At 54.6% G+C, this 15,759-nt stretch carries 10 protein-coding genes; 5 read left to right on the top strand and 5 right to left on the bottom strand.

Going from position 1 to position 15,759, the window contains the following annotated elements; translation table 11 throughout:
* Window positions 1–623 precede the first annotated feature (623 nt).
* From AB2B41_RS19575 to AB2B41_RS19595, 5 genes are all read right to left on the bottom strand, one after another.
* Entirely contained in the window at window positions 624–1,670 is a 1,047-nt protein-coding gene (locus tag AB2B41_RS19575) for an adenylate/guanylate cyclase domain-containing protein (protein WP_367879515.1), read from the bottom strand.
* The gene (locus tag AB2B41_RS19580; protein ID WP_367879516.1) at window positions 1,667–2,044 is read right to left on the bottom strand and encodes a response regulator; all 378 of its coding nucleotides are present in this window, start codon (window positions 2,042–2,044) and stop codon (window positions 1,667–1,669) included. Before AB2B41_RS19580 ends, AB2B41_RS19575 begins: the two co-directional genes overlap by 4 nt.
* 409 nt (window positions 2,045–2,453) lie before the next feature.
* A complete protein-coding gene (locus AB2B41_RS19585; RefSeq protein WP_367879517.1) occupies window positions 2,454–5,150 on the bottom strand; it encodes a response regulator in 2,697 nt (898 codons plus the stop codon).
* Window positions 5,151–5,508: 358 nt separating this feature from the next.
* Window positions 5,509–6,288, bottom strand: coding sequence for a substrate-binding periplasmic protein (locus AB2B41_RS19590; RefSeq protein ID WP_367879518.1), 780 nt, complete (start codon window positions 6,286–6,288; stop codon window positions 5,509–5,511).
* A gap of 44 nt (window positions 6,289–6,332) precedes the next feature.
* A complete protein-coding gene (locus AB2B41_RS19595) occupies window positions 6,333–7,079 on the bottom strand; it encodes a substrate-binding periplasmic protein (protein WP_367879519.1) in 747 nt (248 codons plus the stop codon).
* Between the two features lie 532 nt (window positions 7,080–7,611).
* Between AB2B41_RS19595 and AB2B41_RS19600 the strand changes: the two genes are divergently transcribed.
* The 5 genes from AB2B41_RS19600 (at window position 7,612) to AB2B41_RS19620 (ending at window position 15,583) form a co-directional block, all read left to right on the top strand.
* Window positions 7,612–7,875 carry a DUF3489 domain-containing protein gene (locus tag AB2B41_RS19600; protein WP_367879520.1) on the top strand — a complete coding sequence of 88 codons (264 nt, stop codon included), beginning with the start codon at window positions 7,612–7,614 and terminating at the stop codon, window positions 7,873–7,875.
* Window positions 7,872–8,285: a DUF2924 domain-containing protein gene (locus AB2B41_RS19605; RefSeq protein WP_367879521.1), complete on the top strand. Its 414-nt coding sequence runs from the start codon at window positions 7,872–7,874 to the stop codon at window positions 8,283–8,285. Before AB2B41_RS19600 ends, AB2B41_RS19605 begins: the two co-directional genes overlap by 4 nt.
* Window positions 8,285–9,913, top strand: coding sequence for a recombinase family protein (locus AB2B41_RS19610; RefSeq protein ID WP_367879522.1), 1,629 nt, complete (start codon window positions 8,285–8,287; stop codon window positions 9,911–9,913). Before AB2B41_RS19605 ends, AB2B41_RS19610 begins: the two co-directional genes overlap by 1 nt.
* Before the next feature lie 622 nt (window positions 9,914–10,535).
* Window positions 10,536–15,188 carry a DUF4781 domain-containing protein gene (locus AB2B41_RS19615; RefSeq protein WP_367879523.1) on the top strand — a complete coding sequence of 1,551 codons (4,653 nt, stop codon included), beginning with the start codon at window positions 10,536–10,538 and terminating at the stop codon, window positions 15,186–15,188.
* Window positions 15,189–15,190: 2 nt separating this feature from the next.
* Window positions 15,191–15,583 carry a hypothetical protein gene (locus tag AB2B41_RS19620; RefSeq protein ID WP_367879524.1) on the top strand — a complete coding sequence of 131 codons (393 nt, stop codon included), beginning with the start codon at window positions 15,191–15,193 and terminating at the stop codon, window positions 15,581–15,583.
* The last annotated feature ends 176 nt before the right edge of the window (window positions 15,584–15,759 follow it).

The raw sequence follows: 15,759 nt of genomic DNA on the forward strand, positions 1-15,759 counted from the left end.
AGAAGCACTTTTTCAGCATACCACAAACCCCGCTCCGCCGATTGCTTGATTTAGCGTGCCGCTTAACACTCGCTCCAATAGCGGGGTTCTCACGACCGCATCGGGCTCGCCCTGGTCATCTGACTATTTCTGTCGGATGACTGCTTTACCCCGCTGAACGGCCACTATTCCACTGGACTACGGCGCCAAACAGAGCGGTACTGTCTGAGCGACACACCTGAAGCGAGGTGCCGCCTTCTCCGCCCGGGTCTCCGGGCTCTGCTCAGTAGCAGGGTCAATTCGGTCCTGCCTGAGAGACAAGGAGAAGACCCTATGCCAAAGCAATTCAAACCCAAAACCAAGAAAGCGCAGCTCATTCAGATGCTGACCCGGAAGCGGCCATTCACAGGGCAGTCGTGCTTTGAGATGGTGTATCGTCGCTGGTCGACTCAGGGTCCCTTCTGCTCGATGCTTCGCCGGGATTGAAGGCCATCCAATCGACGGGAAACCGGGCGCCTTGTCAGCGTGCGCTATGCGTTAGTCCGACCGGAAGACAGCTGTACATATTACCCAATAAAGTCGGGAGGGTATGATATTCCTATTCTTGAATTCTTTGTCTAAATCACGCTGCAAGATCTATCGATCTATTGTTTGCGTATACACTCGATCAGTTCGTGGGATCCCCGCCCCTTTAGCTCGACCATGCCCTTCGACTTGCCGTGGAAGGCGTCTCTGGAGTTGCGCCATATCGCCTCACTGACCAGTACCGATCCGGGGCCTGCCTGATCGACAATCCGGGCTGCGATGTTGACGGTATCGCCCCATATATCGAAGGCGTAGTTCTTCTTGCCGATCACGCCTCCGACCAGGGGCCCCTGGTGGATACCGATGCGGATCTCCCAGCCGGACGCGTGACCCTTCAAGACATCGATCATCTCGAATCCGGTTCGAACGCTAGCGATCGCAGGATCTTCGACATGTTGCAAAAGCCCTGCGGTTGCCATGAAGGCGTCCCCAATTGTCTTGATTTTCTCCAACCCATTCCGCGTGGAAATTTCCTCGAAGGCAGTCACAAGATCCTGCAGGTGGGAAACAACCGTCTCCGGAGAGTTCTCGTCACAATAGGACGTAAAGTTGACGACATCGCAGAAAAGGACCACCACATCTTCGAAGTGGCGCGGTCGAACCGAGTTGGTCGACTTGAGCTCGTGCACTGCTGCGGCCGGCAGGGTCGCGTGGAGCAGATCATCGGCACGCTTTTTTTCGACCTCAATCTGCTTCAAATGTTCCGCCTCCTGATCTCTCAGCCGCTTTTTCTCAAGGCTGGCGCGGATGCGGGCGCGGAGGAGCGCGGCATTGAACGGCTTCGGCAAATAGTCTTCGGCACCGGCTTCGATGCATTGCACGACACTTTCGATCTGGTCGACCGCAGAGATCATGATGACTGGTATTGCGCGCATCCGCATGTCGGACTTGATCCGCTCCAGAGTCTCATAGCCATTGAGAACTGGCATCATTATGTCGAGGAGGATTAGGTCGTAAGACTGTTCCCCGAGAATATCCAGTGCCTCCTGCCCGTTCTCAGCCACATCGACATTCTCGTAGCCTTCGCGCTTCAGTCGGCGCAATAGCGTATACCGGTTGTCTTCGTTGTCATCTACAACGAGAAGAGCGGGCGCGGCCGAATTCACGACGACTTCCCCGCCTGCAATAGCGTATCAATCTTCCCCAGAAGGCGCGGCATGTCGACCGGCTTGGTGTCGAAATCGTCGCAACCAGCGTCGTATGCCTTGTCACGATCTTCTGCCATTGCATGGGCCGTGAGTGCAATGATCGGAATGTTACCTGTAGACGCGCTTGATTTTATCTGGCGAATAGCTTCCCAGCCGTCGAGCACCGGTAAGCCCAAATCCATGATGATAAGACCCGGTGACTCGGATTGCGACATGGCGACGCCTTGATCTCCGTTCGTCGCCACAACAACTTCGAAGCCTTTCCGCGTCAGCCGTCTGGTGAGCATATAGACGTTGTCTTCGTTGTCTTCCACGTAAAGGATCTTCGTCATTTCCGCTCAAGCTCCGCCTCTATGTTCAAACCGATGGATTCTGGGCACACCAGTCTTCTGCACGTGCTCCGAGCCGGCAGAAGAAAGTTCTAATGTCAGATAGCGGCGAAACAAGAGCGCCACCGCCTGCTGCCATCGCGCGCCTTCGATATTCGGGCAAGGTATGGGACGACACCGCGGTCGAAGTAATATCGCGCGTATTGGTTGATGCCTTCAACCGCACGGTTGTTTTCCTGCCACCGACAGTTGGCGGGCTGTGGTCCACTAGCATCGCCAAGCACTCATCCAAGCGGACCATTGCCAGAACCGCCGCGCCATCGCGCAATCAGCACCTCGTAGCTTGGCTTTCCTGAACGACACTTGCACGGGAGAATTTTGGTTTCGTTTTCCGCATTGGAGACAGCATAGGTCATCTGACGTGCTCCGGTGATGGCTGCGGTGTGTTCTCGGCGATAATATCCCGAATCGTCGTCAGCAGCTCAGTTCGCCCAAGCTCGGTCTTTTGAATAATCTGGGTTACGCCGCCGTTCAGCCGAACACGATCCTCGGCTGTTAGATCGGCAGCGGTCAGAACAACAATCGGGACTGTCCCGTATTCCGGTCGCTGGCGGAGCACTTCGAGGAACTCAAAGCCGTCCATCTCGGGCATCAGCAGATCCAGCATGATGAGGTCGGGCTGGCAGCCATTCAGGCGTTCGATTCCAATGCTGCCATTCTCCGCCGTCGCCACAGCCCAGCCGCTCTTTGTAAAAATTCCGTTCAGGACCTCGATTACATTCGGATCATCCTCGACCACCAGCACCTCAGGCGTCCTGTCTTTGGGATGGTATTTCAGAAGCAGCGATTTCATCTTTTCGCGATCAATCGGTTTCGTCATGTATTCCGATGCGCCCAACGCAAATCCGCGATCGAGTTCCTCCGTTATCGTTGCCATGATCACCGGAATTGCGGCTGTCTCATTATCTGATTTGATTTCCTTTAGAAAATCCCAGCCGTCCAGTTCCGGCATCACTACGTCAAGTGTGATCGCCGACGGCATCAGTCTGCGCGCGAGATCCAAGCCTTCCTTGCCATTAACCGCGGTGACGACATCATATCCCTCTTTTGCCAGCATTACGCGCATCAGTTCACGTGACGCATGGTCGTCGTCGACCACGAGAACCCGAGGGCTTTCCTGCCGGGACGGCCTTGCAGTGTGAGGCGTTGGAGACGCTACGGTCGGTTGCTCTTCTTCACCAGAACTGACGGCCGCAACGCGTGGCAGCCAAAAGGTGAAGGTCGCTCCTTCACCTAGCACACTCTCGACTTCGATATCCCCCCCCATCATCCGTGCCAACCGCCGACTGATTGCCAAGCCGAGGCCCGTCCCACCGAATCGGCGGGTAGTGGAACTGTCGGCTTGGCTGAAATCCTCGAACAATCGATCAATCTGCTCGGAACTCAAGCCGATACCCGTGTCGGTGACCGCTATGGAGATGGCATCGCCTTGATCGTCGACCTTATTGCGGGCCACCAGCGAGACCCGGCCATTTTCCGTGAACTTGCAGGCATTGCTCAGCAGGTTCAGGACGATCTGCCGCAATCGTGTTTGATCGGCAGAAATGCTGCCTAGGTCCTCAGGGCAGTCAACAGCGAGTTCGTTTCCGTTCTTCTCTGCCAGATGATGAACCGTAGTGGTGACTTCGCCGATCAGGCTTGGCAGGTCAAAACTTTCGATATGCATCTCGGATTTGCCAGCCTCGATCTTCGACAGATCAAGGATCTCGTTAATCAAATTCAACAGGTGCTTTCCAGCGCGCGAGATACGCTCCAACGGCTCGATGAAATCGTCCTGTTCGAATTCCTCAGCGTCCTCCTTGAGCATCTCGGTGATCCCGATCACCGCATTCAGCGGGGTACGGAGTTCGTGGCTCATATTGGCCAAAAACTGGCTCTTCGCCCGGTTTGCTTCTTCGGCTTCCTGCTCTCGCTCTTTAAGTTCGGTGATGTCAGTGTAGACGGCGACGATACTGTTGTCATCCGTTCTGCGCTCGCTCACGCGGATCCAGCGGCCATTCTCACGCTCTTGCAGATGCGCATCGCTAGGGTTTTGATGCTGGTCGATCCGCTGCATAACCCAGCCTTCCGGATCCTCCACCGCATCACTGATCAAACCTTTCTTGGCCGCGTTGCGGATGATGTCTTCGAATGATGCGCCTTCGACCACAACCTCTTCGATGCCATCGTAAAGCAACTCACGGTACCGGCGATTGCACACGATCAACCTGTCGTCCGGACCGTAGAGCGAGAATCCGTCCGAGATGCTCTCAATCGCATGGGAGAGTTGCGACTGAGCAAGCTTCGCGGCAAGGGTCGCCTTGGCCAGTTCACTTGTACGCTCTTCGACACGCTGTTCGAGCTTGTCGCGTGCCTCCCGCAACGCCGCCTCGTCTGCTTGTTGCCGTTTCTGCATCTCGTTGAACGCCAACACGACCGTCCCAATCTCGTCGCGGCTGCTCCACTCGACGGGAACGCGTTCTCCGCCACCGTGCACGCTGTTAATCGAACTTAGCAATCGCTCGAGCGGGATCCCAATCGTGCGCCGATTTGCAATGAGCGTGCTCAAGATAATGGCTCCGAGAAGCAATGCCCCAAGAATGCCCGCGATCATCAGGCGCTGCCTCGCAGCGGCCTCGATCTGGGCATCTGTCAGCGCAATTGCCATGCGACCGATGATTTCGCTATTGTCATCGTAGACGTAAAGGATCTCCTGCTCGGCGAAAAACTGGGATTTTTCAAAGTTTTCCACATCGCCGGTCGAAGCAACCAGAAGATCCTGATCATCGTAAACAGCCGCGCCGGAGATATCCGGATCGATTGCGAGGGCTGCAAGAACAAGTTTGATTTGCTCATCGGCGACGTTCCACATCGATTCCGCCACCACAGCGCTTTGGATCGCAACCAACTTCTCCAGCTTGTTCTGGAGCCGTTTTTCCGCTTCGCGCTTCGCGCTTAACTCGAAGACACCGAAAACAAGTACCGTGGACATCAGCACCAAGGGTGTCAAAACCGCGAGGAACTTGGCTCGCAGGGTTTGGAGCGAGGAAATTTGCAAAGGGAATTTCATGTTAATAAGTATGTCGCAAATGCGTTCTTAAAGCACCACTTAATCGACGTTCGCACGCGAGCGCCATTTCGACATACCGAGGGTTGACGTGACGACCGAAGTCATCGAAGAAACTCCGTATCTTGCCCTGCTGCAGCAGGAACTCTGCGATAAAGTTTTACACCCCAACGACGCCGCCTTTCTTGGCGCCGCCAAGCCAGCGTCGCGAGGCTTGCTCCTCGAGTGTCGGAAAATCGTAGAGGGTAAGCACGAGAGTTCCGCTGGCGGGTTTTTCGCCGGCCAGCGTCAGCAATATCGCGGACAAAAGAGATTCATCCTACACCCGAGCCGACTATGTTTCACGGCCACGAGTGCATCTTTACTGTGAGAACGCTGTCGCAAAATAGTCCTCAGCGATCGCATCCACATCGACCTGTGCCAAGCCAGAGTTGAACTCCGACAACATGGCCCGTCCAACCTCGTCATCACGGAAACACAGATAGAGCGTTTTTTCTTCGAGCGGTTTGGAGTTGAAAACCAGTGCGTCTCGGCTCGATTTGAGGCTCGGCTCTGTCGCTTTCAGGTATTCGAGCACGAATTTGTCAATTACCGCCGCATCTATGCGCTGGCGCGTCAGTTTCTTGAGGTTCGTTAGGTCGTCGTTCGAAGGAACCGCAAGAATCCACCCGGTTCCAACCTTTTGATCAAACTCATCGGTATTAGCGTACCCAAGTACCGTACCGATCTTGAGTTGCTGGTCCCCGATCGAGTCCAAGGTGTCCCAAATGATCGGCGCGTCCGCATGCTCTGCGAACCCCAAAGGACCGTTACCGATTATTTCGGACGCAATGAAACCATCCTGATGGCGGCAATGGTAGCCGGGGAAGTACGCGACCACTCCTTCCTTGCCCTCCTTCGCCATGTCGATCGCCCGCTTCCACGGACGATATGCGACATCGGTCTGATAGCCAGCCTTCTCAAAAGCCTGGCGAACAACTTCGGATGTCGCCCCACCGCCCGGCAGGTCGCCGCCAGTATATGGTGGCCAATCAAGCGTCGAGATATAGGCCGTTTTGTCCTGCGCCAACCCCGGCATCGCAATCAAAAACGCGAAAAGCGCCGCAATCACAGGGACCGATCGAGTCTTTCCGTTTGCCATAAATAAGTCTTCCCCCAAATAGCGTAGAATGCTTGCATTAGCCGCTATAACCCATATCGCTGCTGAATGACATCGTACTCCGGTGTCGATTTGAATTCCTCCAGGGCCGCTGAAAACCGCGATGCGAGCGCTTCGTAGCCCGGTTTCCGGCTGAAGAACAAATATGCCGGTGTCTCAGCCAAGCTTGGTGATAGCGCGCGAGCCTGGCCTTCAAATCCGAGGCGCTTCGCGTCTGTGAAAACCGGCAAGCGGCTATCAAGGATCGTATCGACGCGCCCCAGCATCAACAACTTGATCAGACTATCCCGGCCGGTCGCTTCGACCCGGATCATTCCTTCTTCCTCAAGGCGGTCATCGATGCTGGCGTAACTGTACCCTTTCACCAGCGCGAAAGTCTTATCAGACAAAGCTTCTGGATCGGAGGTTGTCAATTCGGAATCCGAACGAACGAACAACGTCACATCGTAGTTCAAGAGCGGTTCGTCAGGGTAGTGACTGAATGAAATGCGCTCGTCCGTTTTGGTCCCGCACAACGCCGCGTCGGCACGCATCGTCTCGACGGAGTTCAATACTCGGGTCCACGGCATCCGCGCGAATTCCACTTCTGCGCCCATCAGCCGGATTGCACCAGCCGTGATCTCGACGCAAGGCCCCTCAGGCTTACCATCGACCCAAGTGTAGTAAGGCGCATAATCCTTGTCCTCTATTGCAACGACAATCGTCTGCGCCTGCACCGGAGCGTGTGCCAATGCGATCCCCAAAGCAAAGACTGTCAAAATGAAGCGAAGCATTGTTTTCTACCCTTTTTGACTTCTGCTCTCGCGGGTCCCTGGAAAGCAAAGAAATTCACTGCCGACCGTATGGAGATTGACTATGCGCGATCAGCATTTACTTCTGGACGTTGTTCTAGAAGCCTACAGTGCGAAGTCAGAAAAGTCATCAAAGAACAGTAGAGTGCCGCCAGAGGAACTTTTGCGCTTTGCACAGATGGCCCTATTGTCCCGCAACTCGATGACAAGCCTCTTTAACCGCGTTGCACTCGCGGTCAGGGTCCGCTTTTCTGGCTGCAACGCAGCTAATGGTTTCAGTCAACGACATTACAGCAACTGCGAGTGTCAGTGCCGAAGAATGTTTTCTTTGGGCTCGATTCCGTCATTAGCTGCAGATTGCGTGAAGGTCTGCTTTCGGGTGTGACCTGCAGGTTTGACTGGACTTCTGAGCGTGGTGGAGCGGTACTGTCTGTGTCGCTGACGCCCGGGACCTCCGGGCTCCACTCAGTACAGGGCGAGGGATTTGCCTTTGCCCACAGAGTGGAGGCCCACCATGACAACGTCAGAACTAGAACCGCAGAAGACAGCCAAACCGAAGACGGCTGCGACCAAACCAACGCGCCAGGCGCAACTGCACAGACTACTCTCCCGAAAGTCCGGCGTGACCATCGCCCAGCTTCAGAAGACCTTCGGCTGGCAACCGCATACGGCAAGGGCGGCGATATCCGCGCAGCGCAAGGCGGGTTGCGTCGTGGCGCGAACGGTGACGGAAAGGGGATCGGTCTACCGGATTGTCGCAGGGCAGGGCGATCAGTGAGCGCCGGAGAGATAGATCAGGTATCGATCCTGATCGCTAAGATCGAAGCCAGTGATCGGGAAGCCTGCCTGGACCGCTGGCGCGCAGCCTTTGGTCGCCCGCCGCCCAAGCACCTATCTCTGCCGTTCCTCAAGCGGGTGCTGATCTGGGAGGCGCAGAACAAAGCGCTGGGCGGTGTATCGGCCAAAACAATGCGTCGCCTGAAGCAGATTGCCGCCGGAAAAGCCGCACCCGCCGCCGCTAAACCCGGTTCCTTCCTGGTGCGGGAATGGAACGGACGGACATATCAAGTCGAGGTGACCGACGGCGGCTATGTCATGGACGGTAAGACCTGGCGGTCCCTCTCCGCCATTGCCCGGCACATCACCGGGGCCCACTGGTCGGGCCCGCGCTTCTTCGGGGTCCAGTGATGCGCCGGATCCGCTGCGCCATCTATACCCGGAAGAGCTCTGAAGATGGGCTGGAGCAGGACTTCAACTCACTCGATGCCCAGCGGGAGGCCTGCGAGGCCTACATCGCAAGCCAGAAACACGAAGGCTGGGAGGTGCTGCCGGACCGCTTCGACGACGGCGGGATCTCCGGCGGACATCTGGAGCGTCCCTCGCTGCAGCGCCTGATGCAGGCGGTAGACGAGAAGCGCGTAGATCAGATCGTCGTCTACAAGATCGACCGTCTGACCCGGTCGCTGGCCGACTTTGCCAAGCTGGTGGATCGGCTGGACGCGGCAGAGGCATCTTTTGTGTCGGTCACCCAGAGCTTCAACACGGCGACGAGCATGGGGCGGCTGACCCTGAATGTCCTCTTGAGCTTTGCGCAGTTCGAGCGAGAGGTCACAGCAGAGCGCATCCGGGACAAGATCGCGGCCTCCAAGCGCAAGGGGCTCTGGATGGGTGGGAATGTGCCGCTGGGATACTTGGCCGACGGGCGAACGCTGAAGATAGACCAGGCAGAAGCCACCACGGTCAGCTGCCTCTTTGACTTGTACCTGGAGCATGGCGCCATCCGGGTCGTGAAAGAGCACGCGGACGCGTTGGGTCTCAGATCACGTCAACGCCTGCGCGGGGCTGGGCGCATCTCTGGAGGCACGGCCTTTGATCGGGGACACATCCATCACATCCTGAGCAATCCGATCTACGCGGGGCGCATCCGGCACAAGGGTCAGGTGTATGAGGGACAGCATCCTGCGATCGTAGAACCGTTCATCTGGGAGCGGGTGCAGCAGATGCTCGCAGGAGGGGCTAAAAGGGCCCGCGGCACAAAGCGGGTGGCTGCCCGATCCCTTTTGACGGGGAAGCTCTTTGATGAGACGGGCGACCGTCTGACACCCAGTCACAGCAAGAAGAATGGCAAGCGCCTGCGCTACTACATCTCTCACAGGCTGGTAAAGGATCGTTGTCAGAAGCATCCGGATGCCTGGCGTCTCCCTGCGGAACAGGTCGAAGGACTGATCTCCGATCTGATCGCAGCGCACCTGAAGCAGGATGAGATCGCGATCCGCCTGATCCGGGATCTCAACGCATCACAGGTTGAGGCGGCATCCGCCAAATTGCATGCCATCCAGCAGACAAAGGACTGTCTGACATTGGTGGAGCGCGCCGACCTCAGCCCGGGCATGCTGACCATTCGTCTGCATCTTGATGAGCTTGCCAGACGTCTGGATTGTGATCCGGAGACGATCAATCCAGAGGGGCTCATCCTCAAGAGCCCGTTCCAGACGCGCAGAAGGGGTGTGGAGCTGAAGCTGCATCTCGGGGATGCGCCTGCCGAGATTGACCTGACGCTCGTGCAGAATGTGGTCAATGCACAGAGGTGGATGTCGATGATCCTTGGCGGAATGACCTTCTCAGAGATCGCCCAAGCTGAGCGCACATCAAAGCGGCGCGTTCAGGACGTCGTTGATCTGGCGATGCTCGCGCCAGATCTGCTCGATGCCATCGCAGCTGGTGAGCAGCCCGAAGGCCTGACCTCTGACTATCTGATCAAGTCGGGCGTTCCGGCTCTTTGGTCAGAACAACGCGAAACGTTCGCGAAGCTCTAAGCCAAGCCCCCTCAACACATACCAAACTCGTACCGCCGGAATGGCAAACAGAGACTGTGGGCTGAAAATGGCCATGTTTGCGCTCCAAACGAGGTCTCACTTCGAAACCGTCAGCGTTAAGCGCCTGAACCTACGCACTTAATGCGCAGCGGTAAGACGCGTGCTGAAATCGAGGAAGTGTGTGGCTGTGCACGCAGTCTCGAGCCATCCAGTCTCGGTAGATTTTCCCTGTTAGCAGGGAAAATACAAGGAAAAACTAAGATTTCCTGAGCGAAAGTGGCAATTTGAATGTCTGACTCGCGAAAAGTTGTCCTATTTCATAACGTTGCGCTGGGTTCTTCGGTGAGATTGGAACAGGGAAATTGGAAGCTAGAACAGGGAAATTTGGCGGGAATACAGGGAAAATATGCAGCAGCAAATGCGCGGCATCAGCCCTCAGATGGTCCGCGTAGAAGTTCAGAGTATGATGATCAAACGATGGTCGAGTAAGCCGATGCTCCCCTATCCAGATCACGAATTAGGCTGATCGCCAAGTTCTTGTCCCTTGCCCAACGGCAGAATGTTCATGTGACTGATAATCAGAAACGTAGCTTCTTCGCCATTCCAACACCCGTCGGAAGAAGTGCAATATCTTGTCAGATGCTGCCGGTCTGACAAATGCGGCGATTTATGCTACTTTTTGACAAGCGCCTATACTTTGGATGCGGAGAGTCAAATGGCAGGATCGAGAGTTGTTGGCGAAGAGCTCAAGAAGTTTCTTCAGTTGGCAAGGAAGGGACCAATCCCTTTTGGCATCAATCTTGCGTCCAAGGATGCAGATACGGTCATTGTCATGCATCGCAGGAGAAGCCCTGCTGAACTTGGTAAGCTGGCCAAAGCGGAAGGTTCGGGCGGAAAGGTAGCCTTCGGAAACCTTACTGTCGATGGTAAAGAAATCACCCTCATTTGTGAGCGCAATCTATCAGGTCTCGCCAAAGGCCTGCAAATGCATCTGAAGACGCAAAAGCTATCCTTCAGCGTCACTATTGGAACTGGAGAAGACCTGCAGCCAGAAACGTCGCAAGCGACCCAAGAACCTGTTTCGAAAAAGGCAGACGCCACTCCAATAGAATCCTCCGATCAAAGCGCGGAGAAGGACACAGCTAGTAATGAAGCAGAGTTGTCAGGAGTCGATGATGAAGAAGACGATCTCGATCTAGGCAGCCTTGAAGGAGACGAACTGCGCGGCATGTTAATGCAGGGCAAGCGCAGAACTTTGTCATTCGGCTATTGTCCCACTGCAGATGAAGCTGAGCATGTTATTGTAATCGATCGGAAAAAGAAGCCAACAGCACTTGGTAAGGCGGCGAAACGTTTGGCCGAAGGTGGCAAGGTTGCCTTCGGAACGTTTACAGTTGAGGGCCGCGTAATAAAGATGATTTGTGAACGTCAGCTTCCCACTATAGCCCGGAAGTTGAAGAAGTACCTAAAGACCCAAAGCATCCGCATGGACATTGTTATTCTCGATCCAGACGGCAACGAGATTGAGAGCGATTTGGATGAAGCTGATGCAACTGCTGGGCAGGACGAGGGGAACCTCGAAGCGGCGATAGAGAACGTACGAGAAAAGCTTTATGGCATCCGAATTCCTGCTGAAGCCAGTGACAGTGATCGGCGCTCTATTGACGCAACAATCGACAAATTGCACCAGGCTCTCGATATCGTCAAATCTTTCAATAAGCTTCAAAAGGTTGAGGCGGCCGTCAATAAACTTCTGGCGCGCACTGATAGTCTGGGACCAGAAGAAAGCCAAGCAACAGAAACCTCGCAAGAGGCGCCCAACGATCTGCCAGACCGAGATGAACTAGTGGCGCGCATCAAGGAGGTAGTGGAGCAGCTAAAACCACTTCTTCTTCCTGAAGAAAATGGCCCAATGAAGCGAATACTGACCCGCCTTTCGCTTGCGGTGAAAAACGGTCATTTAGAACTGGCGGACTCTATCCTCTTTGCCTTGGAGAGACGCGTAGCAGGGGACCTCATTCCGCTTGCGCAGCTCAAAGGCTCAGAAATCACGGATGCCGAGCATCGACAGATCATGCATGAAAATACAGGTCTGTCACCCGAAGAGGTCGCAAGGTTAGAGGCTTGGATTGAAACCAATTACATGGCCGAAGAAACGGCCATAGGACTTGGCCCAGTGTCTATCCAGGACGAAGTCGGTGGAGTTCGCCTCGCAGATGCACTGAAAGGCAAAAGTGACCTGGGCGAACTCACCGAACAACAGAGCTTCTACCTCGCATCTCGAGTTTCGCGAAAATGGCTATATACGCCACTCAAAGGTGAGGATGGGGCCAAAGAGAATATCAAAGAGTTCACCCAAGAGATGCTGAAAGATCCGGCTTGGGCAAAAAGAGGTGGGGAGATATTCTGGCGCACTTATCAGCACAACAATCAGTTTGAAGAAGGCGCAAATAAAGAAGGCTTCGAACAACGTTCTCTCTCACTCTACATGCTAGAAAGCGCGATCGAACTAGCCCCGGCTGAGATGACCGCAACGTTGGGAAGTACCATTGGCGGCAAGGGTCTTGCGGAGTGGGCATCAGGTTGGCGCAAAAAGGAGCCTTACAAGGGTCGGCCTTTGCCGATCGAAGACATTCGAGAACCCTATTTCAAGAAGATCGGAAAGAGTCGACGTAATTTATTGATGCGTCACGTCGCCGACGGCGCCCTCTCGACTGAAGATACGGACCAGTTCACGTCGTTCATGTTTGGGAGCACCTCCGAGTACGACCTTGAAGATAGCAAAGCTGCGCAAGAAAGTTGGGCCCATCTGCTAGGGTCGACGGTCGCCCGGAACAACTGCCTGACCGAAAACTCGCAGAAAGATTTTCAGGCGAAGCTCGAAAACGTTCTAAAGACCGAAGGTGGCAGAGATCTTCTTTTTCGCCACAATATTGACGCTCCACTGCGCAACTGGGCTCTAAACCAACTCGCTCCGTCCAATGATCCACTGCACAAATCGCTGAAGATTTCAGAAATTTCTGAGGGTTGGGAAAGCGACGCGGTTGGCAAGGCATTTGCCAAGGAAGGTCAGAAGCAGGCACTCAGCCAGTTCCCGGAACCTGTTAGCTTCTCCGTCAAAGACCAAAAAGGCGCCCTTGGGAATACAATCGGTCAGGCTTTCGGTATGCCTCCGACCCTGAAAGTTGATCCGAACGAGACACCAGAGCAAGCACGCGCACGAGAGGCCGCTGGGTTTAATCATGAGCACTATGACACTGAAAAGGCCCCGCTCAAAGCCTTCTTCAATTTCATCGAAGAGAAGAAAATAGACACGGCTTCTATTACACCAATACCGATTACTTTCATGAGTAACGAGATTGGCACAGCCGTTTTTAAGGTAATGCGGCTTGAGACGCCAAACGGCCCTGTCTTTTTTGATCACCGTAATAATACTTTTGATTCCGTAAATGAGTGGGAAGAAAAAAATGAACTACCGCCGGGAAAGATTACGTATCCCGAGGAGCTGGTTCTGGGAAATAAGCTGAAGTCGCGCAAAACTCCTGCGGATTCAACGAAAGCGTGGATATGGGACAAGCTAGATAAGGCTGCCATGATCGCCGGTACAATTGCCGGTATTGTTGTGCTCGTCGGAACCGGCGGCGCAGCCGCTCCGCTGGTTGCTGGTGCAGCCGCCGCTTATGGTGGCGCACGCGCAGGAATAGAGCTCAATGAAAAAAGTGAGCTTGGTCATGATATTACCGACTTGGGAGACGATGAAATTCGGGCACTGTGGCTTGAAGCGGGCTCCAGTGTCCTGAGTATCGGCGCCATCGGTGGTGGAATGCGCGCTGCACGACTTCTCCAGCAGGGCGGCAAAATGAGCCGGGCCGGTGCAAATATTGTCGCCGGAATGACTCATGCTGGCAATCTTGTCGATGCCGTGGCGCTGGGGGATACCATCAATACCTTGTCCAAGAATTGGGACAAGATGTCGCCCGAAGAAAAGTCCCACGCATTGCTGTCGTTGTCATTCCAGTTCGGTATGAACGCCGCTTCCAACAAAGCCAATGGTGGACGTTTTGCGGACAATTTCAATTTCCGCAGGACGAGAAACCAACTCGAACACGGGACGCCGTTCAACGTCGATAAGAACCCTGATCTCAGTCCCGGTGAGGTAAAGGTAAAATACGATCCACCGACCGAAAAGAATCCGTACCCGTCTGGCTTTCGGATTGAGTACAACGGCGATAAGCCGCCCAGCCGCTTGATGATAGAACTGCACAGCCAGGCCGCCAGCGCTATGGAGGCCTCTGTCGCGCTGCAAAAGCGTTACAAATCCATGGTGAAGTCGGGGCAGGAACCGGAAGCAGGAACTGCACCTTGGGAAGCGCAATTTGAACTGAAGAAAATTTCCGGGGAAGCTGAAAACGTACTCAAGCAGCTTGAGCGAAAAGATCTTTCCATGGAGGACAGGACTCGTCTGCAGGCGCGTATGGACGAGCTTAATGGAGCCCTGATTGAAGAGCGCAAGTTGTTAGATGCCTGGGAAGCTGACAAGTCAACTTCTCCTGACGGTCGTGGGCACGTGGCAGCACCGCTTACTGGCGAAATGCAGCGTCAGAAACGGAAATGGCCTGACCCCCCAAAGGATCATATTTGGGTAGCTGGGCCGGGCAACAAACCGCACTTGCGACGTAAAGATGGCTCTAAGGAACGTATGTACTACCTGGAAAGCGAGGGAAAATTCATAAGATATTCTGAACGACCCGATGCTGACGTCCAGGTTGTTGGTTCTGGCGATAATGAAATGACCTTCCTCGTTCGTGGGGACGGTCGAACCGCTGAGACCCATGCCGTGCTTCGAAAATATCACGTTGGTGCCGAACGCTCTGCTGCAGAATTAGAGGCTCAGCGACAGACAGGTAAGAAGGGCCTGGAGACAGATGAGGGTGGTCATATGGTTGGCCATCGCTTCGGCCTCGACCACGGTGCAGATAACATGTTCCCGCAGGATGCGAACTTCAATAAGGGCGCTTACAAGGCCATGGAGAATGAGTTCGCTGCGTGGATTGATGCTGGTTGCGAAGTCAGGATGTCTGTCACACTGAGCAAATATCGAGGGGACCGGCCCCAAAAGGTACTCGTCACTTACAATGCCACAGACAAGAAGACAGGCAAAGTTGTTTACAGGCGGACATACCGGTTTGCCAATGACGGTAAGCAAAAGTTCAATCGCTTGAGCCGTGAGCAAATAGAGAGCAAAGTTAGCGAAGGTCTTGCAGAGGGACAATAGACATGGCGACCAGAACTCAGTCCGAACTTGCCTTCGCGGTGGGCGAACTTATCGTCGAGGACCCGGGGATAGCAGGAAAGGAGTGGGAGGCAATTTCAGTCGTCGCAACATTTCGGGATGGTGCGGAGGAGCTCGTCGGCTACCGCTATGAATCAGATGGTGGATTTGAGGCCCTTGAGCCGGTCAATGCTGATGATATTCTTGATAAGCTTGAGGAACTTCGTGACGCGATGGATGAAGAAGTGGAGGGGGCATGGGTTCAATGCCTCATCCATATCGCCAAGCCAGACTTTTCTTTTCGCGTTCAGTACGAGTACTCAGACCCGGATCGCTGGTCGCCCGATGGAATTACGAACACGATGGCTGAGTTTGCAGAGTCCCTGAAACCGGATTGAAATACCGCACCAACCAGCAGGCTTCTTTCTCCTCTAGGTGAAGCCCTTTGAGCTCGATCAGAGGCAGACAACATCTCATCAAGACCAAGACGGATTGGGACTATGATCTAAAGTATAGTTGCCAAGGTGGAGTGGGTTTTTGGGGATTTAGGTAGTTGCGCCGACATTGGCAGACC

The organism is Sulfitobacter sediminis, from assembly GCF_040811725.1.
GTDB lineage: Bacteria > Pseudomonadota > Alphaproteobacteria > Rhodobacterales > Rhodobacteraceae > Sulfitobacter > Sulfitobacter sediminis.